The sequence below is a fragment of the Actinosynnema sp. NPDC050801 genome (assembly GCF_040673975.1).
In the GTDB taxonomy this organism is placed as follows: Bacteria; Actinomycetota; Actinomycetes; order Mycobacteriales; family Pseudonocardiaceae; genus Actinosynnema.
In genome coordinates this window covers 41,830-66,365 of sequence record NZ_JBFAQZ010000006.1, presented here as the reverse complement: position 1 = coordinate 66,365, position 24,536 = coordinate 41,830, and the positions used below count along the sequence as shown (strand labels likewise).

Sequence of the window (24,536 nt, the reverse complement as noted above, 5' to 3'; positions counted from 1 at the left end):
GATCAACCCTGCCGGACACGTCAACCGGAAAGCGGCGAGGGATCCCCCGGTCGAGGACCCCTGCCGCCCACCGGTCAGCTGGCGCCGAACTCGCGCACGGCCTGGTAGTACAGGTCCGCGGTGCGGTTGCACGCCCAGTTGCCCGCGCACTGGTTGTAGAGGTCGGACTTGAACTTGTTGTCGATCGTCAGCCGGGTCGACTCGGTGAACCGGCCCTGCCGCTTGTAGTTGCGGTAGCCGAAGTCGTGCCGGTGGCAGGCCGGCAGGAACTTGAACCCGAACGGGTTGTCCGGCGACCAGGAGCAGCCGTCCGACGACCAGTCGAGCTGGTCGCTGTAGGGTCGCTGCGCGCGCAGCGAGCTGAACTGCGACAGGGACTTGCTGAAGACGTAGTCGTCGGTCACGGCGGGCGCGTTGATGGCCGCCTGGCCGACGCCGGCGCCGGCCAGCAGGGCGAGCGAGGCGACCACGACGGCGAACGCGTTGCGCAGGGATTTCGCGAGCACTGTTCTTCCCCTCGGTTTTCGGGCTTGAGGGGGTTCTTACCGGCCCGTGATCAACGCACAACAGCCCCGATCGGCTCATACCACGTCAACGACGGGTGAACGTCGGGCCGAACGCGATCACCGCCGCCAGCCGGACCGGCTGACCGCGCAGTCCCAGCAACGCCAACACCTCGGCGTCCGCCGCGCCGCCGAGCAGGTACCCGCCGAGCCGCTGCTGGGCCATCCGCAGGCAGACCGACTGCGCCGCCGCGCCCGCTTCGACCAGGCCGAACCGCCCAGCGCGCTGCCCGTACTTGGCCAACACCGGTTGGTCCGCCAGCACGAGCACCAGCACCACCGCCGGTTCGGCGTCGGCGGCCAGCACTTCGCGCAGCCGCACCCAGTCCGGCGCCGGCCCGACGTCCTGCACGGCGTGCCGCCGCGCGTCGTACCGGACCACCCGCCCGTTCAACCCGTGCTCGACGTTGCGCAGGAACGCGTAGGCGCGCACCGGGTGCAGCCCGCCCGCCGACGGGTACGCGCGGCCGTCCTCGTCGGCCAACGCGGCCAGCACCGCGCCGAACCGCCGTGCCGACAACGGCCGAGGGCTGAACTCGCGCGTGCTGCGGCGGGCGCGGAACAGCCGTTGCAGCCGGTCGCGCGGCCGGTCCAGGAACTGCGGCGCGCCCGGCAGCTCGAACGGGTCCGCCGTCACCCGGCCCCCGGCCACCTGGTCCGGTCGGAACTCGCGCAGTCGTTCACCCAGTCGGCGTTGGTGCAGCGCGGAGTAGCCGCTGGCGGTCCAGAAGTCGTCGAACGGCGTCATGCTCACCCCAGCGGATGCGGTGCGGGATTGGGGAACCGGCCCGAGCGGCCCGGGTAGCGCCACGCCACGTCCGCCGCGCGACCGCCCAGGTGCGGCCACCGGTGGTCGGCGTGCAGCGGCGTGAGGTCGGGGGACAGCACGCGCACGCACCGCAGTCCCACCGCCGCCGCCTCGGGCGTGGTCAGCTCCCGGTAGGCCAGGCGCACGCCGAGCGCGCGCACGAGCTCTTCGAGCTGGGCGGCGTCGCTGCGGGCGGTGGAGCCGCGCGGAGGTGGCCCCGGCACGCCCCGCCACCACGGCAGCGCGTGCCACTCGTCCAGGTGATCGGCGTAGTACAGGGCGTGCCGGTCGAAGTCGGTGACCTCGTCCGGTCGGTGGACCTCGTCGGTCGACCGCGCCGCGATGAAGACCGTGCCCTGCGTCCACTCCAACCACGCCTTGCCGATGGCCTCGGCCACCGTCGCCCGGCACGCCAGCCCGAGCGTCGGCCGCGGTCGACCCGCGAGCGGCAGCGTGCCCGCGACCGCCACCACCGGGTGCGGGCTGTAGGCGGGGGTGAGGTCGAACGCCCGCACGTCGCCGGTCCGCAGCTCGGCCAGCAAGGACAGCCGGGGCGGGGCGAGGCCGTGCAGCCACGTGGTGGTGAACGCGTCCCGCTCGACCAGCTCCTGCGTCGCGCGCAGCAGCGCGTTCACCGCCGAAGGGCCCGCGGCCAGGCCGGACGACGTGGCCGGCAGGCCGAACTCCTCGCGCAACCCGACCAGGCCGGCGGGCACCCACACAGGCTCGTTGTCCGGCAGCGTCCACGCCTTGGTGTAGCGCGGTTCGGCGTACCGGTACCGGAAGTCCGGGCGCGCCCGCTGGGCCGGCGTGTGGAGGCTGAAGTCGTCCAACCGCCAGCACGGCCCGTCCGGTTCGCCGACGGTCTCCAGTGGACTGCGGGAGGCGGAGTACCGCTCCACCGCCTCGGCGATCGCGGCCAGCTTCGCCTGTTCCGGCTCGAACGCCGCACCACCGGACGTGCCGCCGGTCGCGAACGGCCCGGGCACCGCGGCGAAGCCGTGAACGTCCACGTCGGACAGCGTGCGCGGCACCGGGTGCAGGCGGGCCACCACGCCCTGCCGCCAGCCGACGGCCCGCGGCAGCAGCGCGGACGCGGGGGTGATCACGCGGGCGCCCGCCGCGAGTAGTAGCGGTGGACCTGCCGGCCGGCGAGGCCCACCAGCAGCGCGTAGCCGAGGACCGCGACCGGTGCGCCGAGCGCGCCGAGCGCGCCGAGCAGCGGCAGGGACACCACCAGTTCGGCGGCGAACAGCGCCACCCAGATCCCCAGGCGCCCCAACCCCCGCGCGGGACCGGCGGCGCCGGTGAGCTTCGCCGCGAAGAACGTCCAGAGCAGCGTGCAGACCGCACCCGCGAGGGCGTAGAGCGGCCAGCGTTCCCCGGGTTCCAGGAACGGCGAGGCCAGCACCCAGGGCAGGAAGAGCGTCGCGGGCAGCACCCAGAGCGCCTTGCGGCGCGGCTGACGGGCCTCGGCGAGGTCGTTGGCCAGGCCGGACGGCAACGCGATCGCCCCGCCGACCGCGGACACCGCGCAGCAGCAACAACAACAGCTGCACGTCGGCGTGGCGGCGGTGGCGGCCGTCGTGTCGGGCGTGAATGGATCAGGCAGGCGCAGAGCGGTCGTCATGGATCTTCCCCCACGGCAGGTCTACCCGGCCCACTTCGAACCGGGGGCACGCTTCGCAGTCCGCCGCCGGCAGCACGTCCTCGGCGGTGGTGGTGAACTCGTCCAGGTGCAGCGTCACGACGCGGTCCAGCAGGGCCAGCGAACCGGCGGCCAGCCTCGTGATCGCGTGCTTCGCCCAGCGCAACGGGAAGTCGGCGGTCGTCGCGGCGGGCCGCTGGGGCGGTCGCGGATCGCCCCAGCGGTGCCGTGCGCGCACGGCCAGGCAACCCAGGCAAGCGCTTGCGCCCGGCACCACGAACGGGCCGAGCGACGCCGTGTGGTGGTAGGCCAGGTCCAGCAGCAGGTGCGGCTTGGGCTCCCGCAACGCGGCCAGGTCGGCCAGCGTGCCGTTGGTGCGCACGACGAGCACCACGTCGGCTTCGCCCCCGTGGGGCGGGAAGTGGTCGCCGAGCCCGGCGGGTGCCGTGCCGACGACGCGCACGCCGACGTTCAGCGGCTCGTCCGGCACGGGCAGGCCCGCCGGGCGCAGCGCGCCCAACGACCGCAGTTGCGCGCGGACCGGCCCGCTGAGCCGTTCCGGGTCGAGCGGGCGAGCCGTACCCCTCCGCACCGGCTCGAACAACTCGACCAGCAGCCGCGCTTCGGCGCTGGGCACATCAGAGAGGAGGTAGGCGAGGTCCGCTCCCGCGTGCACGACCAGACCCTCGTCCTGCACCTGGACGTGCCAGGCCGGGTCCGGCACGAGCCCGGTCACCGGCCCGGCTCGTCGTGGTCGTCGCCCCGGTCGAGGAACCGCTGGATCGCCGGCTCGTCGGGGAACTCGTCGTCCTCATCGGTCTTGATGAGACGTTCCGCGATGGGCACCGGTTCCTCCACCCAGGCGGGCTGGAAGTCGTCGCCGGGCAGCAGCTGGTGGCGGCGGGCGAACTGCTCGGCCGCCTCGCGGATGGACTCGCGCAGCGTGCCGATGACCACCGTCTCGGCGGTGTAGGTCAGCTCCACGAGCAGCGCGCGCACCCGGTCGAGCTGGTCGTCCTGGTCGGCGTTGTCCGCCAGCTGCGGCCAGAGCCTGCGCTCGAACACCTCCACGAAGTCGGCCGCGATGCCGTCGGTGGCCGTGCGCAGGTTCGCGAACTTGTCCAGCACGTCGTCGCTGGGCACGCTCAGCGCGGCGAGCCGGTTGCCCGCCTCCAGCGCCCAGCGGCGGACGTGCGGCCACCCGCGTCGCCAGCGGACCAGGCCGAGCTGCATCGCGCGGCGCAGGACGCGCGGCCGGACGTCGCCGAGCGGGACGAGGCGGCTGATGTCGCGGACCTTGATCCGGACCCAGTCGTCCGGGCCCTCCGCGTCGCCGACGCCCAGGACGGCCGCGACGCTCGCGCCCTTCTCGCGGGCCTTCACCAGTTCGGCGATGGCGGGCAGCGAGAAGCCGCGGGACTGCAGGCGTTGGACGAGCGTGAGGCGTTCCAGGTGGGAGGCGTCGTAGTAGGCGACGCGGCCCTGCCTGCGGGGCGGGTGCAGCACTCCCTTGGTCTGGTACATGCGGATGGTGCTGCCGGGCAGGCCCACGCGGACCGCCAGCTCGTCGACCGTCAACTGCTCCACGAGGTCGATCTTGGCGGGTGGACGTTCGCGGAGTCAAGACTCTTCGAGTGAATACTCGAAGAGTCAGAGATGGAGCAGCATGCGCGAGTTGCCCAGGGTGTTCGGCTTCACGTACGAGAGGTCGAGGAACTCCGCCACGCCCTCGTCGGCCGATCGCATGATCTCCTCGTAGACCTCGGGGGACACCGGCGTGCCGTCGATCTCCACGAAGCCGTGCTTGCCGAAGAAGTCGGTCTCGAAGGTCAGCACGAACAGCCGTTCCAGCTGCAGCTCGCGGGCCGTCTCGATCAACCGGTGCACGATCCGGTGGCCGATGCCCCGCCCCAGCGCCGTCGGCGACACCGCCACCGTGCGGATCTCGGCCAGGTCCTCCCACAGCACGTGCAGCGCACCGCACCCGAGGACCACGCCGTCCTCTTCGGCGACCCAGAACTCCTGCATGTCCTCGAACAGGGTCACGAGCGGCTTGGCCAGCAGCACCTTGCCGGCGTAGGCGTCGATGAGGGCCTTCATCGCCCGCACGTCGCCGGTGCGGGCGCGACGCACGTTGATCGGGTCGTTCACGGTGCAAACGTAACCTCCGGCCACGGCCGGCCCCCACTCGGCAGCCGACGTGGCGAAGCTCTCCCCGCGGTGCCGCGGGGAGCGGTCCGACCTGGCGGTTGTGGTCGCCGAACGCACGCCCGGCCCGTTCCCCGCCACGGCAGGAAGCCGGACCACGCCGGGTTCGGCCCCCGGCGCCGGACGCGCGGTGGTTCGCGCGGCACCGCTCGGCAGCTGACCTGGACCGCTTCACCGCACGGGCGGACGGGGAGGGGGGCAGCGCCGGTTACGCTGAGCACCGTGTCTTCCCCCACCACGTCCAAGCGCGTCGCCATGCTGACCCTCGGGTGCGCCCGCAACGAAGTCGACTCCGAAGAGCTCGCCGGCCGGCTCACCGCCGGTGGCTGGGAGCTGGTCGACGACGAGGCCGACGTGGTCGTGGTCAACACGTGCGGCTTCGTCGAGTCCGCCAAGAAGGACTCCGTGGACACCCTCCTCGCCGCCGCCGACAGCGGCGCGAAGGTGGTCGCGGTCGGGTGCATGGCCGAGCGCTACGGCGCCGAGCTGGCCGACAGCCTGCCCGAGGCGAACGCCGTCCTCGGGTTCGACCACTACGCCGACCTCGCCGACCGGCTGGACGACGTCCTCGCCGGCGAGGCCATCGAGTCGCACAAGCCGGTCGACCGGCGCACCCTGCTGCCGCTCACCCCCGTGCAGCGGCCCAAGGCCGCCGAGGACGTGCAGGTCCCGGGCCACGGCTGGGGGCCGCGCGTGCTGCGCACCCGCCTCGCCGACACCCCCGTGGCGCCGCTGAAGATCGCCTCCGGCTGCGACCGCCGCTGCTCGTTCTGCGCCATCCCGTCGTTCCGCGGCGCGTTCGTGTCACGCCACCCGGACGAGGTGGTGGCCGAGGCGATGTGGCTGGCCGAGCAGGGCGTGCGCGAGGTGTTCCTGGTCTCGGAGAACTCCACCTCCTACGCCAAGGACCTGCCCCGCGAGCTGGGCGGCCTCGAACTGCTCGTCCAGCGGCTCGCCGCGGTGCCCGGCATCGACCGCGTCCGGGTGTCCTACCTGCAGCCCGCGGAGACCAAGCCCACCCTGGTCAAGGCCATCGCCACCACCGAGGGCGTGGCCGACTACTTCGACATGTCCTTCCAGCACTCCAGCGAGCCCGTGCTGCGCCGGATGCGGCGGTTCGGGTCCACCGAGTCGTTCCTCGGCCTGGTCGAGCAGATCCGCTCCCTCGCGCCGCGTGCGGGTATCCGCAGCAACGTCATCGTCGGCTTCCCGGGCGAGACCGAGCAGGACGTGGCCGAGCTGGAGCGCTTCCTCACCGCCGCCCGGCTGGACGCGGTGGGCGTGTTCGGCTACTCCGACGAGGACGGCACCGAGGCGGAGGGCCTGCCGGACAAGCTGGACGCCGACACGATCGCCGAGCGCGTCGCCCGCATCTCCAACCTGGTCGAGGAGCTGACCTCGCAGCGCGCCGAGGAGCGCGTCGGCGACGAGGTCGTCGTCCTGGTCGAGACCGCGGAGGACGACGAGAACGACTGCGTCGGCCGCGCCGCCCACCAGGCGCCCGAGGTCGACGGCGAGTGCGTCATCACCAACGCCGACGGCCTGGAGGTCGGCGACATGGTGCGCTGCCGGGTCGACGAGTCCGAGGGCGTCGACCTGGTCGTGACAGCGATCGAGGTGCTCCCGAGGTGACCGAACCCGCGCGCGTGCCGGTGCTGAACATCGCCAACGTGCTGACGATGTCCCGGCTGGCGCTCGTGCCGGTGTTCCTCTACTTCCTGTTCGCCGAGGACGGCCACCAGCCCTGGTGGCGGCTGGCCGCGTTCGGGGTGTTCGCCGTGGCGTCGGTCACCGACCACGTGGACGGCAACCTGGCCCGCAAGCACGGCCTGATCACCGACTTCGGCAAGATCGCCGACCCGATCGCGGACAAGGCGCTGACCGGCGCCGCGCTGGTGGGCCTGAGCCTGCTGGGCGAGCTGCCGTGGTGGGTGACGGTCGTCATCGCGGTCCGCGAGCTCGGCGTGACGCTGCTGCGCTTCTGGGTCATCCGGCACGGCGTGATCCCGGCCAGCCGCGGCGGCAAGGCCAAGACGCTCGTGCAGATCGTCGCCATCGGCCTGTACGTGCTGCCGCTGCCGGCCTGGTTGGACGCGCTCTCGGTGGTCACCATGGGCGCGGCCGTCGTGCTGACCGTCGTCACGGGCGTCGACTACGTCATCCGCGCCTTCCGGCTGCGCGCCAGGGGCAAGCGCGCGGTGGCGGGCGCGTGAGCGCCGAAGACGTCGTCCGAGCCCTCAGGGAACGCGGTGAGACGGTCGCCACGGCCGAGTCGCTCACCGCGGGCCTGGTGACCGCCGAGCTGACCTCCGTGCCCGGCTCCAGCGCCGTGGTGCGCGGCGGGCTGGTCGTCTACGCGACGGACCTCAAGCACACGCTCGCGGGCGTGGACGCCGCGCTGCTGGCCGAGCACGGCGCGGTGCACCCCGAGGTGGCCCGGCAGCTCGCCGTCGGCGCACGCGAGCGCTGCGGCGCCACGTGGGGCCTCGGGCTGACGGGAGTGGCCGGCCCGGACCCGCAGGACGGCGTCCCGCCGGGCACCGTCCACCTCGGTTTGTCCGGTCCGTCCGGATCACTTGTTCGATCGCTCACTCTGGGTGGTGACCGTGACCAAGTGCGCACGAGTTCCACAACAGCGGTTCTGAACCTCCTGCGAGCCCACCTCAAGATCCCCGTCGAGTGACGTGAGCTGCGCGTTTTCGGTCACATCCGAACACGCACGCGGGAACTTACCCGGCAGTTCACTCGTTCGCCCTTGGCGGACGTGCACCGAAGTGACTGCCCGTCGACGGGACGGGTCGGTAACGTGGTGGCACGGCCGGCCGGAAGGAGGCGCGCGATGACCGTGCTGCTACGCGAGGCGATCGGTGATCGGCTCCGCCATGCCCGCACCACCCAACGCCGCACGCTGCGCGAGGTCTCCAGGACCGCCCGCGTCAGCCTGGGGTACCTCTCCGAGGTGGAGCGTGGCCGCAAGGAGGCCTCCAGCGAGCTGTTGGCCGCGATCTGCGAGGCGTTGGACCTGCCCCTGTGGGAGTTGCTGCACCTGGTCGCCTCGGACATCGGCGCGGTCCAGCAGCCGGTGCCGACGCCCGCGGAGCTCGCCGAGCGGACCGGCGCGCCCGCGCCATCCGGTCTGGAGGGCGGCACCATGGTGCCCGCGGTGATCGGCAACGACCTGTCCGACCTGCGGTTGCAGCCCGTGCTCACGCACCGGCTGTCGACCTCGATCAGCAAGCCGCGCAACGCGGTGGTGGCGGCGTAACCCCAGCGCACACGTGCCGAAGCCGAGCCGGTCCGACCGGCTCGGCTTTCGGCGTTCACGGCGGGCTTGGGCGTGCAACGACTTGGCAACCCCCCACGGGGTCGCCGCGTCCCCTCCGGGGCGGGCGGGCAGGATGACCATGCCGACGAAAGTCGGGGGTGACTCAGGGTGATCCCGGATATCTCCCCAGGTCGGTGGAAGCAGCGCGGGACAACTGACACGATGGAACCAACACCGGCACCGGGTCGTTGCCAATCACGAGCGCGAGCCAGGGAAGTGCGGAGAAGGCAGGCGTAGGAGATGGCCAACCCTTTCGTGAAGGCATGGAAGTACTTCATGGCGGCTTTTTCATCGAAGATCGATGAGCACGCCGACCCGAAGGTGCAGATCCAGCAGGCCATCGAGGAGGCGCAGCGGCAGCACCAGGCGCTGTCGCAGCAGGCCGCCGCGGTGATCGGCAACCAGCGCCAGCTCGAGATGAAGCTCAACCGCCAGCTCGGCGAGGTGGAGAAGCTCCAGGCGTCCGCACGCCAGGCGCTCGTGCTGGCCGACGAGGCCCGGGGCAAGGGCGACGACCAGCGGGCGACGCAGTTCGAGACCGCCGCGCAGGGCTTCGCCACCCAGCTGGTGACCGCCGAGCAGAGCATCGAGGACCTCAAGACGCTGCACGACCAGGCGTTGCAGGCGGCGACGCAGGCGAAGCAGGCCGTCGAGCGCAACGCGATGGTCCTGCAGACCAAGCTCGCCGAGCGCACCAAGCTGCTCAGCCAGCTGGAGCAGGCGAAGATGCAGGAGCAGGTCTCCCACTCGCTGCGCCAGATGACCGAGCTGGCCGCGCCGGGCAACACGCCTTCGCTGGAGGAGGTCCGCGACAAGATCGAGAAGCGGTACACCACCGCGCTCGGTTCCGCGGAGCTGGCGCAGAACTCGGTGCAGGGCCGGATGCTGGAGGTCCAGCAGTCGACCACCGAGATGGCGGGCCACTCGCGGCTGGAGCAGATCCGCGCCTCGATGGGCGGCGGCAAGGTGGCCGGCGAGGTGACCAGCGGTCAGCCCGCCAGTGCGAGCGCGAGCATCCAGCAGGAGATCCAGCAACGGGTGCAGCAGACGCAGGCGCAGCCGACCCAGCAGATGCAGCAGAACCCGCCGGCGAGCCAGGGCTGAGGGGATGGTGTCCGCGATGGAACCCCGGCGGAAGGCGGCCGGTGAGATCGTCCAGATCATCGGTGGTCAGCTTCAAGGGCAACTCGCGGACCAGGTGAAGCGGCGTTACGCCGCTTGGAACGACCCGCGCGCGAAGCTCGACCGGCGGTACCGCCGGTCGAGCCGCGTGCTCACCTTCTGGTTGATCGTGCTGGCCCTGCTCGCGGTGGTCGGCACGCTGGCCATCGTCGGCACGCTCGCCGCGGGTGTCGGGGTCGGTGCGGCCCTGGGCTTCGCCGGCACGTCCGTGCTGGCCGTGCGCACGAACATCAGGATGAGGGGCATCGACGCCCAGCGGCGGCAGCTGGAGGTCGCCCCGGTGCGCGAGCCGATGCCCGCCCGCTCCTCGGCGGCGCGCCAGCCGATGGAACGGCTGGACGAGGCCGAGGACACGTTGCGGGAGCTGCTGCGCCAGCTCGACTCGGCGGCGTTGACCTCCATCCCGACCGACTCGGTCGAGCAGGCCCGCGCCACCGGCGTCGAGGCCTCGTCCGCGATCCGGGCCGTGTCCCGCCAGTTGCAGGCCGTCGAACGCGCGCGCGACACCGCGCCGCCGCTGGACCGCGCCCCGCTCGTGGAGGGCGTGCGAAGACTGCGGGCCCAGCTGGACGAGGGCGTGGACGGCTACTGCGGCCTGGTCGCCGCGGCGGGCCGGGTGCTCGCCGAGAGCACCGCGTCCAACCCCCGGCAGGTGCTGGGTGACGCGACGGACCACCTGGCGGGTCTGGCGTCCGGGCTGCGCGACCTGTCGCGCTGAACGACCGCTCCGACACCTCGCGGCGGATCACGGCACGGACCCGCGCGGCCATCTGCACGAACGCGGATTAGGTCACGTTGCGTAGCAGAGTTGGGCTGAACTCGCGGCCATGGTGGCGTACGCTGCTGCGATCGTGTGATTATCAGACCGTTATATAGCCGCAGCCACTACATGGCGTGGCAGGATCCCTGGGTCGGACAGCGCGGTCCGTCCTGGTCGCCGGGGAGGTCATTGAGTGGCGTTGTGGACCGTGCGCGGTGATGGCCGCCCCACCGACGGTGACGCCATCGCGCCGCAGGAACGGCTGAGCTGGCCGCGCACCGTCGGGTTCGGCGTCCAGCACCTGGTCGCGATGGCAGGCGCCACCATCCTCGTCCCCGCCACCACGGGTCTCCCGGTGAGCACCACGCTGCTCTTCTCCGGTGTCGGCACCCTGCTGTTCCTCGTGATCACCCGCAACCGGGTGCCCAGCTACCTCGGCGCGTCGTTCGCGTTCATCGCACCGCTGTCCGTCGCCCGTGACGAGGGCATCGCCGCGCAACTCGGCGGCGTGCTCGCGGCCGGCCTGCTGGTGGTCATCATCGGGGTCGCGGTCAAGGCGCTGGGCGTGCGGCTGCTGGAGGCCGTGATGCCGCCGGTGGTGACCGGGGCGGTGGTCGTGCTGATCGGGCTGAACCTGTCGCACCGGGCCACCGACTCGTTCGGCGAGCAACCGCTGCCCGCCGCGGTGACCATGGGCATCATCCTGCTGTGCGGCGTGCTCGGCCGCGGCGTGTCGTTCCGGTTCTCCGTGCTCATCGGCGTGGTCGTCGGGTGGGCGCTCGGCTTCTGGCTGGGCCTGGTCGACACGGCCGCCATAGGTCGTGCCGCCTGGTTCGGCCTGCCCGAGTTCCACGCGCCGGAACTGCGGCCGTCGGTCACCCTGCTGGTGCTGCCGGTGGTGATCGTGCTGGTCGCGGAGAACGTCGGGCACGTCAAGGCGGTCGGCGCGCTGACCGGCCGCAACCTCGACGGCAACGTCGGCGACTCGATCATCGCCAACGGCGTGTCCACCGCCCTGGCGGGTCTGGGCGGCGGATCGGGCACCACGACGTACTCCGAGAACATCGGCGTGATGGGTGTGACCAAGGTCTTCTCCACCGCCGCGTACGCCGTGACCGGGGCCGCCGCGGCGCTGATGGCGTTCTCGCCGAAGGTCACCGCCGTGCTCGCGACCATCCCGGCGGGCGTGGTCGGCGGCGCGACCCTGGTGCTGTTCGGCCTGATCAGCCTGGTCGGCGTGCGGGTGTGGATGGAGAACCGGGTCGACCTGACCAACCCGGGCAACGCGCTGGTCGGCGGCGCCGCCCTGGTCGCCGGCGTGGGCGACCTGACGCTGCAACTGGGCGACATGGAGCTGGGCGGCCTGGTCTGGGGCTCGCTGCTGGTCGTGATCCTGCACCCGATCCTGCGCTGGCTCCGGACCGCCCGGAAGGTCTAGCCCCGCGAGGCCGGAGTCGGCGCCGCGTGCCTCAACCCCCGGTTGATCCGGTGGACCAGACCGGGGCCTTCGTAGATGAACCCGGTGTACACCTGGAGCAGGCTCGCGCCCGCGTCCAGCATCCGCGCGGCGTCGTCCGGGCTCGCGATGCCGCCGACGCCGATGATCGGCAGCCTGCCGTCGGTCTCCCGGCTGACGAACCGCACCACCTCGCGGGCACGGGCGGTCAACGGCCGGCCGCTCAGCCCGCCCGCCTCGTGCGCCAGCCGTTGGTCGGCGGGGGCCAAGCCGTCGCGCGACAACGTCGTGTTGGTCGCGATCAGCCCGCTGACCTCGTGCGCGGCGCACACCTCCAGCAGCTCGGCGATGGCCTGCTCGGTCAGGTCGGGCGCGATCTTGACCAGGATCGGCTTGCGCGGCTCGGACCCGGCCAGCTCCCGCGCGGTCACGTTGAGCGCGGACAGCAGTTCGGTCAGCGCGCCGCGGTCCTGGAGGCTGCGCAGGCCTGGCGTGTTGGGCGAGCTGATGTTGATCGCGAAGTAGTCGCCGTGCCGGTAGAGCGCGCGCAGGGACGTCCGGTAGTCCTCCACCGCGTCCTCGACCGGCGTGACCTTGGACTTGCCCAGGCTGATGCCCAGCGGCACGGGCAGCGGGCCGAGGCGGTCGAGCCGGTTGGCCAGCTCCAGCGCGCCGTCGTTGTTGAAGCCCATCCGGTTGATGATCGCCTCGCTGTCGCGCAGCCGGAACAGGCGCGGCCTGGGGTTGCCCGGCTGCGCGTGCCGGGTGACCGTGCCGACCTCGACGAACCCGAACCCGAGCGCGCCCCACGCGGGCAGCGCCCGGCCGTTCTTGTCCAGCCCCGCGGCCAGGCCGACCGGGTTGGGGAACCGCACGCCGAACACCGTGCGCGCCGACGCGGGCTTGCGCCGCACCAGCCTCGCCGCCGGGGTCAGCTTCTCCAGCACGCCGAGGGTGGTCTCGTGGACCCGCTCCGCGTCACCGCCGTGCATCCGGAACAACGCCTTGCGCACCACGCTCTTGTAGACCACGGCGGTAACCCTAAGCGATCGGCCCTGGCTGGCAGCGCGGGCACCAGTACGCGGGACGCTCCAGCACCCCCGCGCCCTGACCGCCGACGCGCACCTTCGTCCCGCAGCGCAGGCACGGCCGGCCACCCCGTTCGAACACCCAGTGCTGCCGCCCGCGCCCCATCAGACCGGTCGTGCTCTGCTCCGGCCGCCACGCGTTGGCCAGCAGGAGCTTGCGCGCCAGCCGCACCGCCTCCGCCGGGTCCACCGCCGACACCGGGCTCCACGGCGAGACGCCGAGCAGGAAGCACACCTCGGCCTTGTAGAGGTTCCCGACGCCGGCCACGACCCGCTGGTCCAGCATGGCCAGACCCAGTTCCCGGTCCGGGTCCGCGGCCAGCCTGGCGGCGCCCTCGGCGGCCCGGTCGTCGTCCCAGTCGCCCAGCAGGTCCGGCCCCAGGTGCCCGACCAGCCGCGACTCCTGGTCGGTCGGCAGCAGTTCCAGGTCGTGCAGCGCGAACCCGACCGCGACCCGGTCCGGCACCTCCAGCAGCGCCCGCACCTGGTGGCCCGGCCGCTGCCAGCGCTCGCCGGGCCGGTAGAGGTGCCACGCGCCGTCCATCCGGAAGTGGCTGTGCAGGCTCAGGTCGCCGGAGAACCGGGTGAACAGGTGCTTGCCGACCGAACGCACCGCCAGCACGTCCCGCCCGCTCAGGTCCGCGGTGGACCACTTCGGGTGGCGGAGCTCACCGCGCACGAGCCGGCGGCCGGCCAGCGCCTCGTCCAGGCGACGGCCGGCCAGGAAGACCGTGTCACCCTCGGGCACCGCTGTCGAACGCCATCTTCAGGCCGAACCCGACCAGCACGGACGCGGTCAGCCGCTCGGTCCACCGCCGCACCGCGGGCTTCGTCAGCACGACCACCGCACGCCCGGCGAGCCACACCACGACGATCTGCCACACCTGCCCGATGCCCACGTGCACGCCGACCAGCAGCGCGCCCCACCCGGCCGACGCCTGGTCGGAGGGCAGGAACTGGGGGAGCAGGCTCAGGTAGAACACACCGATCTTGGGGTTGAGCAGGTTCGTGGTGAACCCGGTCCGCAGCGCCTGCGCCGGCGTGATCGCCAGCACGTCGCCCGGCCGGTCGTACGTGCCGCGCCACGACTTCCACAGCGCCGAACCGCCGAGCCACAGCAGGTACGCCGCGCCCGCGTAGCGCACCACGTCGTAGGCCAGTTGGGACGCCACCAGCAGCGCGGTCAACCCGGCGATGCTCGCCGCGCCCCACACCAGGCAGCCGAGCGTGGTGCCGAACCCGCCGAACAGGCCGGCCTTGCGCCCGCCGCCCAGCACCATCCGCAACAGCATCATGGTGTCCAGGCCGGGCGTGATCGTGAGCAGCACCGCCGCGGCGGTGAACGCCAGGAGGGCGGTCGCGCTCACGTGCACGCCTCGCCGGCGCTCGGTGTGGCGGGAGCGCGGAGCACTGTGGTGAACGGTTCGCCCGCGAGCTCGCTCACGCGTCCACCGCTTCCTCGATCTCCTCGTCGTTGAAGTCGTGGTGGACCGCCCTGCGTCTGCTCCGGCTGATGCGCAGTATCCGCGCCAGCAGCAGGTTGAACGCCAACGCGACCTCGCGCGCGCCCGGCGTGCCCCACTCGTGGATCGGCATGCACGCGCCCTGCGCCTGCTGCACCGCGAGCCGGTCGGGCAACGCCACCGGCATCACCAGCGGACCGAAGATGTCGCGCAGCTCGTCGATGCGGAACTGGTGCTCGTGCGACCTCGGCCGCACCCGGTTCACCACCACGCCCAGCGGCTGCAACTCCTCGTTGTGCTCCCGCTCGGCCTGCACCGCCTCGAACGCCCGCTGCACACCGGCCACCGCGAACATGGTGGGCTCGGTCACCAGCAGCGCCCGGTCCGCCGCGACCAGCGCCGACCGGGTCAGCTGACCCAGCGACGGCGGGCAGTCCAGCAGCACCAGCTGGTAGGGCTCCTCGTCGTCCCGCAACAGCCGCAGCGCCTCGCGCAGCCTGCCCAGCCGCGTCTCGCCCGGGTCGGGGTGGTTCAGCGACTCCGCGTCCTCCGAGCCGGCCAACACGTCCACGCCGTCACCCCACGTGCTGGGGGCGATCGCCTTGCGCAGCGTGTCCTCGCTCGGGTCCTGGAGGACGTCGTAGATGCTGGCCTCGGTGTCCTCGGGTTCCAGCGTCGAGGTGGCGTTGCACTGTGGATCGAGGTCGATGACCAGCGTCCGGACGCCACGCCGCAGCGCCGCCGACGCGAGACCGAGCGCGACCGTCGTCTTCCCAACGCCACCCTTGAGGCTGAGCACCGCCACCGTATGCACGTAGTGCAGCCTACGGCCCTTACGCTCTACGTCCATGCGACCGGACGCCGTACACAGGGTGCTCGACGCCGAGCTGGCCGCCGCGCGGGACCGCCGGGGCGGTGAACCGCCGCGGGTGCTCGACGTCGGCGGTGGTAGCGGCGTGTGGGCCGTGCCGCTGGCCGTGGCCGGGTGTTCGGTCACCGTGGTGGACCCGAGCCCGGACGCGCTGGCCACGTTGCACCGCCGTGCCGCCGACGAGGGCGTGCTGGACCGGATCACCGCTGTTCAGGGCGACACGGACGCGTTGGACCGGGACGGCTCGGCGGACCTGGTGCTCGGGCACGGGCTGCTGGAGGTCGTGGACGACGCGGCTGCCGCGCTGGCCGCGCTGGCCGCCGCGGTGACCCCCGGCGGGGCGGTGTCGTTGCTGGTGGCGAACCGGTACGCGGCGGTGCTGCACCGGGCGATCGCCGGCCGGCTGGTCGACGCGCGGCGGCTGCTGGACGACGAGGCCGGTCAGCTCGCCGGCACCCGCGACCCGCTGCTGCGCCGGTTCGACGTGGCCGGGCTGGAGGCACTGGTGCTGGCGGCGGGCTTGAAGGTGGAGCTGGTGCAGGGGCACGGCGTGGTGTCGGACCTGGTGCCGGGCGCGGTGCTGGAGGCGAATCCCGGTGCCGCCGAGGCGTTGGCCGAGCTGGAACTGGCCGCCTCGACCCGGTCTCCCTTGCGCGATGTGGCGGCCCGGTTGCACGTACTGGGCCGAAAGCCTGCCTGAGTGCGGTAGAACGGAGGTTCCGCCGCCTATCGCAGAGGACCCGTCATGGGAGACCCGCACTTAGCCGGGGCCGGCTGATGGCCGGACCCGCGCCCGAAGACCTGGACGACGTGGTGCGCGCGGCCGTCGTCGGTGACCGCCGGGCGATCGCCTCGGTGCTGGGCACCGTCCGCCCCCTGGTGGTGCGCTACTGCCGTGCCCGCGTGGGCAGGCAGGAGCGCTCGTTCACCTCGGCGGACGACGTGGCCCAGGAGGTGTGCCTGGCGCTGCTGACCGCGTTGCCCACCTACAAGGACCACGGCCGGCCGTTCCTGGCGTTCGTGTACGGGATCGCCGCGCACAAGGTGGCCGACGCGCACCGCGCGGCGTTGCGCAACCGCGCGGAGCCGGTGCCGGAGCTGCCCGACGCACCGGACGACGAGCAGGCGGGCCCGGAGCAGTCGGCGCTGCGGGTGGAGCTGTCGCAGCGGATCGGCGAGTTGCTGAGGCTGCTGCCGGACAAGCAGCGGGAGATCGTGGTGCTGCGGGTGGTGGTCGGACTCTCGGCCGACCAGACCGCCGACGCGGTCGACGCCTCGCCCGGCGCCGTCCGAGTGGCGCAGCACCGGGCGCTGACCCGGCTGAGACGGGAAATCGAGCGATCCTTGGTTACTCCGCGCATTCAATGAGGCGCTTGTTCACCCAAACGGGGAACAAACGCATCCATTTGGAGTAACTTTCTGTGACCGGCGTCATCACCGCGTAGGGCCGGCGTCGCGTTCGCATGTGCCCCCGAGAGTCGTCCAGCGCGCGGACGCCGAGGAGCTCGCGATGACAGCAGTGGTGGTCGGGTTTTCAATCTTGCCGGTACTTCGCGGTAACGCGGTGAGGACGGTGGTGCCCGTGCGGAGCGAGGACGTCCCGTCCTCCTCGCCGGCACGTGCGGAGGGAGGGCCGGAGTCGTACGTATCCGCGGCGGTCCGCGGTGACCGGCGGGCGGTCGAGGCGTTGCTGGCCGAGATCAGACCGGTGGTCGTGAAGTACTGCCGGGCCAGGATCGGGCGTGGTCAGCGGTCGTCGGCGTCGGCGGAGGACGTGGCCCAGGAGGTCTGCCTCGCGGTGCTGAAGGCGCTGCCCAACTACCGGGAGCAGGGCCGGCCGTTCCTGGCGTTCGTGTACGGCATCGCGGCGCACAAGGTCGCGGACGCGCACCGTGCGTCGGCGCGCAACCGGGCCGAGTGCGTGCCGGAGCTGCCGGACAGCGCGGGCGCCGAGCCGGGCCCGGAGCTGCGGGCGTTGCAGGGCGAGTTGTCCGACCGGATGGGACAGCTGCTGGGCGTCCTGCCGGACCGGCAGCGCGAGATCCTGGTGATGCGCATCGTCCTCGGCCTGTCCGCCGAGGAGACCGCGGAGGCGGTCGGCTCGACGCCCGGCGCGGTGCGGGTGGCCCAGCACCGGGCGTTGGCGCGGTTGCGCAAGGCGTTGGACGAAGCCCGGCACCGCGCCTGAGGCGCTCAGTGCCGCCAGCGGGTCAGCGCGGCGATCTCCTCCGGTGAGCAGTCGGCGAACCGGGCGATCTCGCCGCGCCGCACATCGACGATGGTCGCGGCGAACTCGGCGCCGAACGCCTCCGTCAGCACCTCGTCGGCCTCGAACGCCGCCACGGCCTCCTCCAGGCAGGTGGGCAGGCGCTCGGCCCCCGGCAGCGCGGCCGGGTCGACCCCGACCGGCTCGGGCAGCCGCGCCCGGTCCACGATCCCGGCCAGACCGGCCGCCATCGTGGCCGCCACCGCGAGGTACGGGTTCGCCGACAGGTCGTAGCACTTGATCTCCAGGTCGCGGGCCGCGATCAGGCGCAACGCCGCCTCCCGGTTCTCCAGGCCCCACTCGGCGAACGCCCCCGACCAGTGCCGCGGCACCAAGCGCAGGTAGCTGGCCACCGACGGGGCGCCGATCGCGCACAGCGCGGGCAGCCGCCCCAGCACACCCGCCGTGAACGCCTCCGCGTCGTCGGTCAACCCGAACCAGCCCTCGCCGCCGCCGAACAGGTTGCGGCCGTCGCGCCATAGGCTCAGGTGCAGGTGACCGCCGTTGCCGACGCCCTCCGCGGTGACCTTCGGCGAGAACGACGCGCGCAGGCCGTGCCGCCGGCTGATGGCCCGGATCGTCTCGCGCACCAGCACCGACGTGTCGGCCGCGTGCACCGGGTCCTCGGGCGCGGTGGACACCTCGAACTGGCCCGGCGCGTACTCGGGGTGGAACTGGAGCACCTCGACGTCCTGCTCGGCCAACGCCGACAGCAGGTCGGCGGCGTAGTCGGACAGCTCGACCTGGCGGGCGTGACCGTAGGCGGGGCCGGTGGTGGCGGGTCGGAACTCGTCGGTGTCGCCCTGCCCGACCACCCACTCCACCTCGAAACCCGCCTGGACCTCGTAGCCGTGCACGGTCAGCCGGTCGGCCACCGCCCGCGCCAGCCCCCGCTCGTCCTGCGGGTGCGGCTCACCGTGCTGGTCGAAGCGGTCGGCCGGGGCCCACGCCCACCCGGGCTGGCCCGCCAGCACGGTGAGCCGGTCCAGGTCCGGGTGCAGGCGCAGGTCGCCGACCGGGCCGCCCGCGTGCCGCCCGGTGATGATCGTGTCGTCCAGCAGGAACGCGTCGAACACGGGAGACGCGCCCACCCCGTCCGCGGCGGCCCTGGGCAGGCCCGCGAGCGGCACGGACTTCACCCTGGTGATGCCGCTGTGGTCGACCCACGTCAGCGCGACCGCCACCACGTCCTGCTCCAGCAGGTCGTCCACCAGGTCGGTGGCCAGCGCACGTCGGTGCTCCCGCTCGGCTGTGTCCATCGTGCGTGGTTACACCAGGTCACTACTGTTCAACAAGTGGACCCGTTGCTGCCGTTCGTGGCGTCGTTGCGCCTGGTGGACCACCACTGCCACGGCGTGCTGGGCACCGACCTGGACCGGGACGGCTTCGAGTCGAACCTGACCGAGGCCGAGTCGCGGTCGCCCTTGGGCACGTCGTTGTTCGACTCGTCGCTGGGGCTCGCGGTGCGGCGCTGGTGTGCGCCGTTGCTGGACCTGCCGCCGCTGGCGCCCGCCGAGGAGTACCTGGCGCGGCGGCGGTCGCTGGGCGCGGCCGAGGTGAACCGGTCGTTGCTGTCGGCGACGGAGATCGCGACGTTCCTGGTGGACGGCGGCACGTGGCCGGAGGGCTTCGTGGGTCCCGCCGAGTTCACCGGTTCGCGTGAACTCGCGGTGCTGCGGCTGGAGCGGTTGGCGGAGGACATCGTGCCCGAGGGCGCCACGGGGTTCCCGGCGCGGGTGCGGGCGGCGCTGGACTCGTCGTCGGCGGTCGCGGCGAAGTCGGTCGCGGCCTACCGGGTGGGGCTGGCACTCGACCCGGCGCGGCCGTCGGACGCGGAGGTAGTGGCGGCGGCCGATCGGTGGCTGACGTCCGGTTCGACCCGGTGCGCGGACGAGGTGATCAGCCGGTTCCTGGTGTGGGAGGCGCTGGACCGCGGGCTGCCCGTGCAGTTCCACGTCGGCTACGGCGACGCCGACCTCTCGCTGCACGAGTGCGACCCGTCGCTGCTCACCGGCCTGCTGCGGGCGACCGCGCCGCTCGGCGTGCCGATCCTGCTGCTGCACAACTACCCGTTCCACCGCACCGCCGGGTACCTGGCGCAGGTCTTCCCGCACGTGTTCGTGGACCTGGGGCTGGCCACGCACTCGGTGGCGCACCAGGCGAGCCGGGTGCTGGCGGAGGCGCTGGAGATCGTGCCGTTCGGGAAGTTCCTGTTCTCCACCGACGCGTTCGCGCTGGTCGAGCTGTACTACCTGGGCACGCTGTTCTTCCGGCGCGCGTTGTCGGACTTCCTCTCGGCCGGGCTGCGGGCGCATGCTCTCGCGGTGGCGGACGCGGAACGGATCGCTCGCCTGATCGGGTGGGAGAACGCGCACCGGGTCTACCGGTTGTCGTAGAGTGTCGAACAGGTGTTCGGCTGAACGGGGGTGGTCGTGGGCCGCAGCGCAAACCTGCCGCGCGGTCTGGTCGATCGCTTCCGCGCCCGCGGCGACGTCTGGCCGGACGACACCGGCTGCTCGATGCTGCACGTGGACATGGACGCCTTCTACGCGTCGGTCGAGATCCGCGACCGGCCGGAGTTGGCGGGCAGACCGGTGGTCGTGGGCGGGACGGCGAACCGGGGCGTGGTCGCGTCGGCCAACTACCTGGCCCGCGAGTTCGGCGTGCGCTCCGCCATGCCGACCTCCCACGCGCGCAGGCTCGCGCCGCACGCGGTGTTCGTGTCGCCGAACTTCTCCCGGTACCAGGAGGTCTCGCGCGGCGTGATGGCGATCTTCCGCGACATCACGCCGCTGGTGGAGCCGTTGAGCCTGGACGAGGCCTTCCTGGACGTGAGCGGCGCGTTGCGGCGGATGCGGTCCAGCCCGGCGCAGATCGCGCAGCTCGTCCGGGCGCAGGTGGAGCGGGCGCACGGAATCACCTGCTCGGTCGGCGTGGCGCCGACGAAGTTCCTGGCCAAGCTCGCGTCGGGGATGTGCAAACCGGACGGCCTCATGGTCGTGCCGCGCGATCAGGTGCTGTCGTTCCTGCACCCGTTGCCGGTGTCGGCGCTGTGGGGCGTGGGGCAGCGGACGGCCGAGCACCTGGACCGGGTCGGGCTGGAGACGGTGGCCGACGTGGCCGCGACGCCGTTGCCGCGCTTGCGCAGGCTGATCGGGGTGGCGTTGGCCGAGCACCTGCACGCGCTGGCGCAGGGTCACGACGACCGGCCGGTGGTGCCGTCCACGCGGGAGAAGTCGATCGGCGCGGAGGAGACGTTCGAGGTCGACCACTTCGACCGGGAGCTGCTGCGCCGGGAGCTGCTGCGGCTGTCGGAGCGTTCGGCGGCGACGCTGCGGTCACGCGGCCTGCGCGGGCGCACGGTGTCGATCAAGGTGCGGTTCTCCGACTTCACCACCATCACCCGGTCGAAGACGCTGCGGGTGGCGACGGACGTGACGCAGGAGGTCTACAAGACCGCGTCGACCCTGCTGGACGAGCAGGTGCCGCCGGGGGCGGTGCGGTTGATCGGGGTCCGGATCGAGCAGCTGGTCGAGGGCGACGACGGCGAGCAGCTGATGTTCGACGCGCCGGAGCGGGGCTGGCGCGAGGCGGAGCAGGCGGCCGACCAGGCGCGGTCGAGGTTCGGCACGGCGGCGATCCGCCCGGCGTCGCTGCTGACCCAGGGGCCTGCCCGGTCGGGGGCCGACGAGCCCAAGCCCGACCGCGGGTCGTGACCGGCGGCGTTCGGGTTCCCGGCCTCGGGGTCGAGCCGTTCGGGTGGTCACCGGCCTGATCCGGGCGGCGCGGGTGGATCACCCGGCACAGTGGTGGCGTGGATCGGTTCTGGGGCCTGCTCACACCCTCCGAGCACGAGGTGCTCGCGGCGACGGGTGTCGAGCGCGACTACCCGCACGGCTCGGTGATCTGCCACGAGGGCGAGGTCACCCGGCACGTGCTGGTCGTCCGGCGCGGTCTGCTGCGGGTGACCGCGACCACCGCCAACGGCAGCGAGAAGGTGCTGGCGGTGCGTGGGGCGGGGGACATCGTCGGTGAGCGCTCCGCGGTGGACGGGCGGCCGCGTTCGGCGACGGTGCGGGCGCTGGGCGAGGTGCGGGCCCTGGTGCTGTCCGCCGGGTCGTTCGCCGGTCTGTGCCAGCGGTACCCGCGCATCGCGTGGTCCGTGCTGATCGTCGTGGTGACGCGGCAACGCGACACCGACCGCCAGCGCGTGCAGATCAGCGGTACGGCCACCCAGCGCGTCGCCGCCGTCCTCATCGACATGGCGTTGCAGCGCGGGATCGCCGACCAGGGCGCGATCGCGTTGAGCCAGGAGGACCTCGCGAGCATCGCGGGCACGTCGCGCGAATCGCTCGTGCGGGTGCTGCGCGCACTGCGCGAGGAGGGCATCATCAGCACGGGGCGTCGCAAGATCGACATTCATCGGGTGAGCCGGCTCTACGACTTCACCGCCTGATTTCCCCTTGTGCGTCATCTGACGCAGAACTCGCCGCTCGAACCTCCTACAAATGAGGCATCAGCCGAGTTCAGAGGGGGAGTCATGAACCACAACGACGAGCAGGCCAAGTCCCGCCGCCGGTTCACCGAGCGCCTCGCCAGCACCCTCGTGTTCACCGCCGTGATGGTGTGGGCGGCCGTCGTGGTGATCATCAAGTCCGACTTCGACGGTGTGGTCGCGCTCGCCGTCTCCTTCGTGCTCGCCGGCGGTCTGGTCGCCGTGTACGACGCCTGGCGCGAGGTCCGCTCCGTCCGCCGAGAGCTGGACCTGGAGATCCGCGAGGACCTCGTCCGGCTCTAGAGGCCACGCGACGGCCAACGAGGGGTGGTCGTCGTCCGCCGAGGCCTTCCGCAGACGGGTCGGGTCTGCGGAAGGCCTCATTTTCGCGTGAGTTGTCCACAGCCCGACCAGTTGTCCACAGTTCGCGCTCTCGCCGTCGACCGACCTCGGCGAACCGCCGATCGTGGACACATGCACACCTCCAGCCGCACCACCATCGACCTGGACGCCCTGGGCGGCCTCTTCCCGCACCGCGTCGCCACCACGTCGGAACTGCTCGGCCTCGGTCTGCCGAGCGAGGAACTGGTCGTCCGCTGCCGACCGCGCGGCCCGTGGCAGCACGTGCTGCCGGGCATCCTGCTGCTGGCCCGAACACCGCCGAGCCGTGCGCAACTGGTGCGGGCGGCGTTGCGCTACGGCGGGCCGGAAGCCCTGCTGACCGGCTTGGACGCGCTGCAACTGCACGGCATGCGCGCGCTGCCCGCCACCGGCCCGGTGCAGATCCTGGTCGACCGCCCGGTCGAACCGGCCGCCGGTGTCCGCATCACCCGCACCCGCAGTGCACCGGACCCGGTGCTGCGCCGGGGGTTCCTGACCGCGCCGCTGGCCAAAGCGGCCGTCGACGCCGCCAAGGCGCTGCGCTCGCGTGACGACGTGCGAGCCGTGCTGACCGAGGTGGTCCGCCACGGCGGGGTCGCCGTGGCCGACCTCGGACCGGGCCTGGCCCGTGCGGGCGAACCGGCCAGGCAGGTCCTGGCCGAACTGTCCGACGGCATCCGTTCGGTGCCCCAGGCCTGGGCCAGGGCGGTGCTCGACGACCTGCCCCTGCCCGCGCCGGTGTGGGACGTCCCCCTGAAATCCGCCGAGGGCCGCCCCCTGGGCACGGCCGACGCCTGGTGGGACCACCTGGCCCTGGCCTGGCAGTTCACCACCCCGAGACCCCGCGCGGACCTCCTGCACGCGGCCGGTGCCGTGGTCCTGCACACCGCCCCGGCCCGGCTGCGCCAATCCCCGACAGCCGTCGCCCGAGACCTCCTGCGAGCCGCCACCCAAGCCACCGACCGCCCAAGGCCCCCGATCAACCCCGCCACCCGCCGGCCTGCCCCCAGCAGGCAACCAACCTCCGCCTACCCCTGACCGCCCTCACCAATCCCGACCGCCCCTGCCCCCACCCCAACCACCCTCGGCAGGGCCACCGAGCGCGGTTCGAGCCGACCCTCGACCACCGAGCCCGGGCGCCAGCCAAGCCGATCTTCGGTCGGTCGGGCCTGGCGGCTGCCAGGTCACGCCTCCACCACCGAGCCCGGTGCGCCGGTGTGCGGGTTCCGGGCGCCGGGTCTGGTGTGTGGGCGGGGCCGATCTGCGGGCCGTCCGGGGTGGTAGCTCGGGCCTAGACCGCAGGGCGTGGTGTGCGGCTGAGCCGATCTTCGGGCGATCCGCGGATGGTGTGCCGGCGGGTGAGGGCTCGACCACCGAGCATGGTGTGCGGGCCGAGCCGATCGCCGGGCGGTCGGGCCTGGCGCGCCAGTAGGTCAGGCCGAGACCGCAGGGGATGGTGTGCGAGCCGAGCCGAGCCGATCGCCGGGCGGCCCGGGGTGGTGTGGCGGTGGGTCAGGCCTGGACCACCGAGCCTGATGCGCGGGCCGAGTCGATGTACGAGCGGTCCGGGGTGGGGTGCCGATGGGGCAGGCCTCGACTGCCAAAACTGGCGCGGCCGGGGGCCTGGCCCGGAGCAGGTGCCGGGGGTTCGGTGTTGGGCTGGGCGCCGGATCGGGCGTGAGTTCAGTGTCGGCCGGGCACGGGGACCGTGGGCTGGTCGACCGGGGTGGTGGGTCGAGCCGTGGTCGAGTCGGGGGTCGGGCTTCGTGGTCCCGAACTCGGCCTGACCGGGGCCGCCGGTGCCAGGGTTCGGGCGATCGGCTGGGCGCGGGCTCAATTGTGATCTCGGTCTCGAAAGGCGGCCCTGGGTGGCGTACGGGTTCGATCACTGTCCGTAGGCGCGTCAGCTCGATCTTTGAACTGGATGAGGTGAATCGAGGGTTACCGCCGCCTTACGGGCGACAGTCCGGTAGTCACGGCCCTTCGATCACCCCCTCGGGGGAGTGAACGGCGGAGCTTTCG

Annotated in this window: 27 protein-coding genes; 15 read left to right on the top strand and 12 right to left on the bottom strand. The window is 72.6% G+C overall.

All coding sequences use genetic code 11. The annotated features are described in order from the left end of the window. Positions 1-74 precede the first annotated feature (74 nt). The 7 genes from AB0K14_RS15285 to AB0K14_RS15255 all read right to left on the bottom strand — a co-directional run bounded on the left by AB0K14_RS15285 (position 75) and on the right by AB0K14_RS15255 (position 5,170). Positions 75-506, bottom strand: coding sequence for a phospholipase (locus AB0K14_RS15285; RefSeq protein WP_360447493.1), 432 nt, complete (start codon positions 504-506; stop codon positions 75-77). A gap of 85 nt (positions 507-591) precedes the next feature. Continuing rightward, entirely contained in the window at positions 592-1,311 is a 720-nt protein-coding gene (locus AB0K14_RS15280) for a SagB/ThcOx family dehydrogenase (RefSeq protein WP_360447495.1), read from the bottom strand. A 2-nt stretch (positions 1,312-1,313) separates the two neighbouring features. After that, a complete protein-coding gene (locus AB0K14_RS15275; protein ID WP_360447497.1) occupies positions 1,314-2,480 on the bottom strand; it encodes a YcaO-like family protein in 1,167 nt (388 codons plus the stop codon). Next, complete coding sequence (locus AB0K14_RS15270) at positions 2,477-3,001, bottom strand: hypothetical protein (protein WP_360447499.1); 525 nt, start codon at positions 2,999-3,001, stop codon at positions 2,477-2,479. The genes AB0K14_RS15275 and AB0K14_RS15270 overlap by 4 nt, the downstream gene beginning before the upstream one ends. Next, on the bottom strand, positions 2,976-3,755 hold the full coding sequence (locus tag AB0K14_RS15265; RefSeq protein WP_360447501.1) for a hypothetical protein: 780 nt from the start codon (positions 3,753-3,755) through the stop codon (positions 2,976-2,978). The genes AB0K14_RS15270 and AB0K14_RS15265 overlap by 26 nt, the downstream gene beginning before the upstream one ends. Next, positions 3,752-4,606, bottom strand: coding sequence for a MerR family transcriptional regulator (locus tag AB0K14_RS15260; RefSeq protein WP_360447504.1), 855 nt, complete (start codon positions 4,604-4,606; stop codon positions 3,752-3,754). The genes AB0K14_RS15265 and AB0K14_RS15260 overlap by 4 nt, the downstream gene beginning before the upstream one ends. A 63-nt stretch (positions 4,607-4,669) precedes the next feature. Continuing rightward, the gene (locus AB0K14_RS15255; protein WP_360447506.1) at positions 4,670-5,170 is read right to left on the bottom strand and encodes an amino-acid N-acetyltransferase; all 501 of its coding nucleotides are present in this window, start codon (positions 5,168-5,170) and stop codon (positions 4,670-4,672) included. A gap of 312 nt (positions 5,171-5,482) precedes the next feature. Between AB0K14_RS15255 and rimO the strand changes: the two genes are divergently transcribed. From rimO to AB0K14_RS15220, 7 genes are all read left to right on the top strand, one after another. Then, on the top strand, positions 5,483-6,859 hold the full coding sequence (gene rimO, locus AB0K14_RS15250; protein WP_360447605.1) for a 30S ribosomal protein S12 methylthiotransferase RimO: 1,377 nt from the start codon (positions 5,483-5,485) through the stop codon (positions 6,857-6,859). Next, complete coding sequence (pgsA, locus tag AB0K14_RS15245; RefSeq protein WP_360447508.1) at positions 6,856-7,440, top strand: CDP-diacylglycerol--glycerol-3-phosphate 3-phosphatidyltransferase; 585 nt, start codon at positions 6,856-6,858, stop codon at positions 7,438-7,440. Before rimO ends, pgsA begins: the two co-directional genes overlap by 4 nt. Continuing rightward, positions 7,437-7,910: a CinA family protein gene (locus tag AB0K14_RS15240; protein ID WP_360447510.1), complete on the top strand. Its 474-nt coding sequence runs from the start codon at positions 7,437-7,439 to the stop codon at positions 7,908-7,910. Before pgsA ends, AB0K14_RS15240 begins: the two co-directional genes overlap by 4 nt. A gap of 156 nt (positions 7,911-8,066) precedes the next feature. Then, positions 8,067-8,492, top strand: a complete 426-nt coding sequence (locus tag AB0K14_RS15235) for a helix-turn-helix transcriptional regulator (protein WP_360447512.1) — start codon at positions 8,067-8,069, stop codon at positions 8,490-8,492. A gap of 300 nt (positions 8,493-8,792) precedes the next feature. Next, positions 8,793-9,656, top strand: a complete 864-nt coding sequence (locus tag AB0K14_RS15230) for a PspA/IM30 family protein (RefSeq protein ID WP_360447514.1) — start codon at positions 8,793-8,795, stop codon at positions 9,654-9,656. Positions 9,657-9,672: 16 nt separating this feature from the next. Then, on the top strand, positions 9,673-10,452 hold the full coding sequence (locus tag AB0K14_RS15225) for a hypothetical protein (protein WP_360447516.1): 780 nt from the start codon (positions 9,673-9,675) through the stop codon (positions 10,450-10,452). 235 nt (positions 10,453-10,687) lie between these two features. Further along, positions 10,688-11,932 (top strand): solute carrier family 23 protein, encoded by a 1,245-nt coding sequence (locus AB0K14_RS15220; RefSeq protein WP_360447518.1) that lies wholly within the window; start codon positions 10,688-10,690, stop codon positions 11,930-11,932. Here AB0K14_RS15220 and AB0K14_RS15215 read toward each other — a convergent pair. From AB0K14_RS15215 to AB0K14_RS15200, 4 genes are all read right to left on the bottom strand, one after another. Further along, positions 11,929-12,981, bottom strand: coding sequence for a quinone-dependent dihydroorotate dehydrogenase (locus tag AB0K14_RS15215; RefSeq protein WP_360447520.1), 1,053 nt, complete (start codon positions 12,979-12,981; stop codon positions 11,929-11,931). The genes AB0K14_RS15220 and AB0K14_RS15215 overlap by 4 nt on opposite strands. A gap of 10 nt (positions 12,982-12,991) precedes the next feature. Then, on the bottom strand, positions 12,992-13,786 hold the full coding sequence (locus AB0K14_RS15210) for a DNA-formamidopyrimidine glycosylase family protein (protein WP_360447522.1): 795 nt from the start codon (positions 13,784-13,786) through the stop codon (positions 12,992-12,994). After that, positions 13,773-14,405 (bottom strand): LysE family translocator, encoded by a 633-nt coding sequence (locus AB0K14_RS15205; protein WP_360447524.1) that lies wholly within the window; start codon positions 14,403-14,405, stop codon positions 13,773-13,775. The genes AB0K14_RS15210 and AB0K14_RS15205 overlap by 14 nt, the downstream gene beginning before the upstream one ends. Before the next feature lie 73 nt (positions 14,406-14,478). Next, positions 14,479-15,315 carry a ParA family protein gene (locus AB0K14_RS15200; RefSeq protein ID WP_360447526.1) on the bottom strand — a complete coding sequence of 279 codons (837 nt, stop codon included), beginning with the start codon at positions 15,313-15,315 and terminating at the stop codon, positions 14,479-14,481. Between the two features lie 34 nt (positions 15,316-15,349). Between AB0K14_RS15200 and AB0K14_RS15195 the strand changes: the two genes are divergently transcribed. From AB0K14_RS15195 to AB0K14_RS15185, 3 genes are all read left to right on the top strand, one after another. Further along, positions 15,350-16,072, top strand: a complete 723-nt coding sequence (locus AB0K14_RS15195; protein ID WP_360447529.1) for a methyltransferase domain-containing protein — start codon at positions 15,350-15,352, stop codon at positions 16,070-16,072. A gap of 77 nt (positions 16,073-16,149) precedes the next feature. After that, positions 16,150-16,740, top strand: a complete 591-nt coding sequence (locus AB0K14_RS15190) for a sigma-70 family RNA polymerase sigma factor (protein ID WP_360447531.1) — start codon at positions 16,150-16,152, stop codon at positions 16,738-16,740. Positions 16,741-16,954: 214 nt separating this feature from the next. Next, entirely contained in the window at positions 16,955-17,560 is a 606-nt protein-coding gene (locus AB0K14_RS15185; RefSeq protein WP_360447533.1) for a sigma-70 family RNA polymerase sigma factor, read from the top strand. A gap of 5 nt (positions 17,561-17,565) precedes the next feature. On the opposite strand, the gene AB0K14_RS15180 is transcribed toward AB0K14_RS15185, so the two are convergent. Further along, a complete protein-coding gene (locus AB0K14_RS15180) occupies positions 17,566-18,897 on the bottom strand; it encodes a glutamine synthetase family protein (protein ID WP_360447535.1) in 1,332 nt (443 codons plus the stop codon). 36 nt (positions 18,898-18,933) lie between these two features. Here AB0K14_RS15180 and AB0K14_RS15175 point away from each other — a divergent pair, with 36 nt between their 5' ends. From AB0K14_RS15175 to AB0K14_RS15155, 5 genes are all read left to right on the top strand, one after another. Then, the gene (locus AB0K14_RS15175; RefSeq protein WP_360447537.1) at positions 18,934-20,034 is read left to right on the top strand and encodes an amidohydrolase family protein; all 1,101 of its coding nucleotides are present in this window, start codon (positions 18,934-18,936) and stop codon (positions 20,032-20,034) included. Between the two features lie 36 nt (positions 20,035-20,070). Next, a complete protein-coding gene (locus tag AB0K14_RS15170; RefSeq protein ID WP_360447539.1) occupies positions 20,071-21,354 on the top strand; it encodes a DNA polymerase IV in 1,284 nt (427 codons plus the stop codon). 98 nt (positions 21,355-21,452) lie between these two features. Next, positions 21,453-22,094, top strand: a complete 642-nt coding sequence (locus AB0K14_RS15165; protein WP_360447541.1) for a Crp/Fnr family transcriptional regulator — start codon at positions 21,453-21,455, stop codon at positions 22,092-22,094. Between the two features lie 84 nt (positions 22,095-22,178). Beyond that, complete coding sequence (locus AB0K14_RS15160) at positions 22,179-22,436, top strand: hypothetical protein (RefSeq protein ID WP_360447543.1); 258 nt, start codon at positions 22,179-22,181, stop codon at positions 22,434-22,436. Between the two features lie 171 nt (positions 22,437-22,607). Next, positions 22,608-23,552: a hypothetical protein gene (locus tag AB0K14_RS15155; protein ID WP_360447545.1), complete on the top strand. Its 945-nt coding sequence runs from the start codon at positions 22,608-22,610 to the stop codon at positions 23,550-23,552. The last annotated feature ends 984 nt before the right edge of the window (positions 23,553-24,536 follow it).